3 protein-coding genes and 2 pseudogenes are annotated in these 3,923 nt (G+C 37.3%); all 5 read right to left on the bottom strand.

All coding sequences use genetic code 11. The features are described 5' to 3' along the window. Positions 1-403: 403 nt before the first annotated feature. On the bottom strand, positions 404-1,072 hold the full coding sequence (locus V7164_RS16275) for a 3D domain-containing protein (RefSeq protein WP_335354604.1): 669 nt from the start codon (positions 1,070-1,072) through the stop codon (positions 404-406). 466 nt (positions 1,073-1,538) lie between these two features. Next, complete coding sequence (locus V7164_RS16270) at positions 1,539-1,631, bottom strand: putative holin-like toxin (protein WP_335354603.1); 93 nt, start codon at positions 1,629-1,631, stop codon at positions 1,539-1,541. A 197-nt stretch (positions 1,632-1,828) separates the two neighbouring features. Beyond that, positions 1,829-2,179, bottom strand: a complete 351-nt coding sequence (locus V7164_RS16265; protein WP_335354602.1) for a hypothetical protein — start codon at positions 2,177-2,179, stop codon at positions 1,829-1,831. 278 nt (positions 2,180-2,457) lie between these two features. Continuing rightward, positions 2,458-3,409: pseudogene (gene ftsZ, locus V7164_RS16260) on the bottom strand (cell division protein FtsZ); the annotation flags it as partial. Between the two features lie 301 nt (positions 3,410-3,710). Then, positions 3,711-3,856, bottom strand: a pseudogene (locus tag V7164_RS16255) (IS5/IS1182 family transposase); the annotation flags it as partial. Positions 3,857-3,923: the final 67 nt, after the last annotated feature.

The raw sequence follows: 3,923 nt of genomic DNA, 5'->3' as shown, positions 1-3,923 counted from the left end.
AATGTTGAATTTCCCATTTTAAAGTCGTATGATCACAATGCTGAATGGTAAAGTTAATATTCTGTAATTAATAGATTAGAATCTAATCAGAGCAAATTAGTAGTTAGAAGTTGATTTATTGTACTGTTCTGGGGGTGAATACTTTGTCGACTGTGTTATTTGGAACTGTCGAATACTATGAAAGAGAAATATTATGCCTACTTGGTAACGATAGAGTAAGAGGCTCGCATAAGGAAGATGTGACCGTGAGAATCATTTCAATGTTAGAAAATGAAATTTTCAATACTTATTTACTTGACGAAAACGATAGGATACAATGTTTCCAAAATCTCATAAAGGCATTTTGTAAGATATCTTAAAAAACATTTTAAAAATGGACCACAATACCAGTGGTCCGAAGTTATTAATCTATTATGGTTACATTTACTTGCTTTCTACCCCATTGTAAGGCTGATTCTAATGTGGGAATAAACAGATCAATTTTATTCCCTTTAATTGCACTGCCAATATCTTCAGCAGTTGCATAACCGTAGCCTTCAACAAAAACCTTAGATCCTAACGGAATAACCTTGGGATCAACCGCGATCACTTTTTGATCCGGATTCGCTATTAAATTAATTCCTGTTTTAGTTATACCAGTGCAGCCTTCACAATAAGCTGTATAAGCAGTTGCAGTAACCGAAAGGGTTTTAGATTGAACGGCTGACTGAGCAGCTGAATTTGGAAAAATAATGAGCTTTAATCCTGGTCTAATAAGATCAGAATTTAAGTTATTCCATTCATTTAGATCTTCTAAGGTAACACGATATGTTTGAGCAATATTCCAGAGTGTATCGCCAGATTCAACTATGTAATATTTTTCTGGAGAAACTTCAAGTTTATCATTTGGTTGGATGAGTTCTGTAGATAGCCCATTCCATTTTTTAAGTTCTTGGACTGAAACATTATGTCTATTGGCAATTGCCCAAAGTGTATCTCCTTTCTTTACAACTACTTCCTTCGCTTGGGTGTCAGCACCGATGGAACACCAGAGGGTTATTGCTGCAATCAATGAAAACAAGTATTTTAACACTTCATAACCTCCTATCTCTGATCTAACAATCGATGTCAATCTTAACACAGAATATTCCGAGAAAAAGAACAAGCACTTTATAATTGTGTTACGACCGTTTCAATAAGCTAACAATCATTTGACTCATAAAATTCTCATATTGAAACAAAGCCTTTATCTTCCTAAGCATTAAACCTTATAGAATATAAAAAAACCTTTCGGCAGTGTCGAAAGATTCATGAAGATAAACAAAAAAGGCAATCAAGCCTTTCATTCTTTTTGGTTTTCATTGGAATGCTGTCTATTAAAACAGGTTCTAAAATATCTTTAATAAGAATAACCCGTTTCAGGAAGGAGCTTCATGGTTTGACTTGCTTGCTATAATCTTTGAGGATGTTAAAGAAAGTATTGGAAATATGAAAAGAATAAACGTTTCTTTTTATAAAGGATTAATTATTCACAAAAAAACACGCTTTTTTCAGCGTGTTCAAGAATTTTTATCCTTATCTTTAAACTGCAGAACGGCGATTACCAACATCCCAAAGCTAATCATCAACGACAACGCTTCAAACGTCTCCATCCATACATCGCCTCCTTACATTCAGCCTTCCCAGATCCCAACTTGTCCTATAAAAGCGAAAATAAGTTGGTTATTTGTACCCAATATCAATATAGATAGGCTAGGCGACTTGTTCTTTTCTGAGGACATATGCATGGACTTGTGAGATGCTTTTGATGGGTTTCGAATCCCTCTCAATGGTCAAAGTGGTAATCTTTTTACTCAAATAACTTTTGCCAAAGCCATTTACTTTTCTTTGTTTCCACGCTTTTTTGCTGCGTAGCTATGATCCATTCTAATTGTGAAGCAACTTTTTCATGTTCCATTTTCTGTTCTGTCATAATTTCCTCAATTGTTTGTCTTAATTCTTGTACTTCATGAATAAGTTGCTGATTTTGTTCTCTAACCTTATTCTGCTGGAGGCGAGATTGCTCATTTTGTTGAACCAAAAAGCTGACTAGTTTCTTCATGTTTGTAAGTTCATTGTTAACCGATACGAGCTCTGGTAGTGCATCTTTTAGTTCTTTCATCGTCAAATACTGATTCATTAACGATCCAGCACCTTTCATGATTAATCAACCATCCACTTACATAACTACGTTCTTCAAATCTATGATCAGCTATAATGTAAGTGAACATAAAAAGTCATTTCTTAATCACCGGTTTCTTCGATTACGTAAAAAGGCAGGGATATCTAGAGATTCGATTGACGGCTGCGGTTGTTTCCTATCATTTTGAGGGTTTCCTTCACGCTCAATTCTATGAGCATAGGCATGTTGTACTTCTAGACGCGCGTCCGATATCCCTTCTTTTGCAGGGGGAGCCAGTTTTGATGGTGGAATATCCTTTTCTGTAAAACCTGTCGCTATTACGGTTACTAAAATATGATCTTTTAAGTTCTCGTTAATCACAGAGCCAAAAATCATGTTTAACTCATCGTCTGAAGCAGAAGCAACGATGCTTGCGGCCTCTTGGACTTCAAATAAACTTAAATCACTGCCGCCTGTAATGTTCATTAATACACCACGGGCGCCTGTGATAGATGTTTCAAGTAAAGGACTTTCAATGGCTGCCTTTGCGGCTTCAATGGCTCTATCTTTTCCTTTGGCTAAACCGATTCCCATTAGGGCTGTTCCTTGATTGGACATAATCGTTTTCACGTCTGCAAAATCAAGGTTGATCAAACCCGGCAAAGCAATTAAATCCGAAATCCCTTGAACCCCTTGGCGAAGAACATTATCTGCTTCACGGAAAGCTTCAACCATAGGTGTTTTTTTATCGACTATCTCCAACAGGCGATCATTGGGAATAATAATTAATGTGTCTACGGCTTCCTTCATGAGCTCAATGCCGCTGGCCGCATTGGCAGAACGCTTGCGCCCTTCGAATTTGAATGGACGCGTGACCACTCCAATCGTCAAGGCACCAAGTTCACGGGCAATTTTTGCAATAGCAGGCGCTGCTCCTGTTCCTGTGCCACCACCCATTCCAGCTGTGACGAAAACCATGTCAGCGCCTTTTAATAATTCTTGGATCTGTTTTTTACTTTCTTCAACTGCCTTCCTTCCTACCTCCGGGTTTGCGCCCGCCCCTAAGCCTCTTGTCAACTTAGAGCCAATCTGCATCGTAATCTCTGCCCTCGATTGTTTAAGAGCCTGAGCATCCGTGTTAACGGCAATAAACTCAACGCCCTCTACACCGTCCTCAATCATCCGGTTCACGGCATTGTTTCCCCCGCCGCCAACTCCAATTACCTTAATTTTGGCGTTTTCGTCTATATATCCTTCGAACTCTAACATAATCATACCTCCCGATTTCTCTTCTATTATTTTCACACTAAATGTTTCGTCTTCATTATTTGTTTTTAGTATTAAAGAATACTAGATTAGCTTGCAAATTTCTATTGGTAGATAGGCGTATTTTATATGCTGCATGGTTGTATTTAAAGATTCTAGAGGACCTGGCTCTATACCTTTTGACTAAAGGCCTAGTTAAAGGTCTTGCTAACAAAAATATTTTAGATTGGTACATAATCATAATCAACGTCCATTAGACCGTAACGAATGGATAGTGAAGGAAGCCTTTTCTGGATTCCTTTAAGGAAAATAGAAAGCCACAATCCAATCGAAACATAAAATCCTTAGTCAGTTGAATAATTTGATCTTTATATGTTGGAATTCTCTCTAGAATACCAGCTGCCAGCGTATAATAATAGCGGGATAATTAAGTTCTGTTGGTGCTCCGTATTCCTGTTCTACAAGTCTAAATGTAAATAATTTATATAACAAGAATAATAAAAGACCAAATCATATG

It is taken from the genome of Bacillus sp. JJ1474 (assembly GCF_036965225.1).
Classification (GTDB): domain Bacteria; phylum Bacillota; class Bacilli; order Bacillales; family Cytobacillaceae; genus Cytobacillus.
The sequence above is the reverse complement of the archived record's forward strand: the minus strand, read 5'-3'. Positions and strand labels throughout refer to the sequence as shown.

Coding starts and splice junctions, on each gene's coding strand:
- V7164_RS16270 (WP_335354603.1), bottom strand. CDS start 1,631: ATGGAGACGTTTGAAGCGTTGTCGTTGATGATTAGCTTTGGGATGTTG.
- V7164_RS16265 (WP_335354602.1), bottom strand. CDS start 2,179: ATGAAAGGTGCTGGATCGTTAATGAATCAGTATTTGACGATGAAAGAA.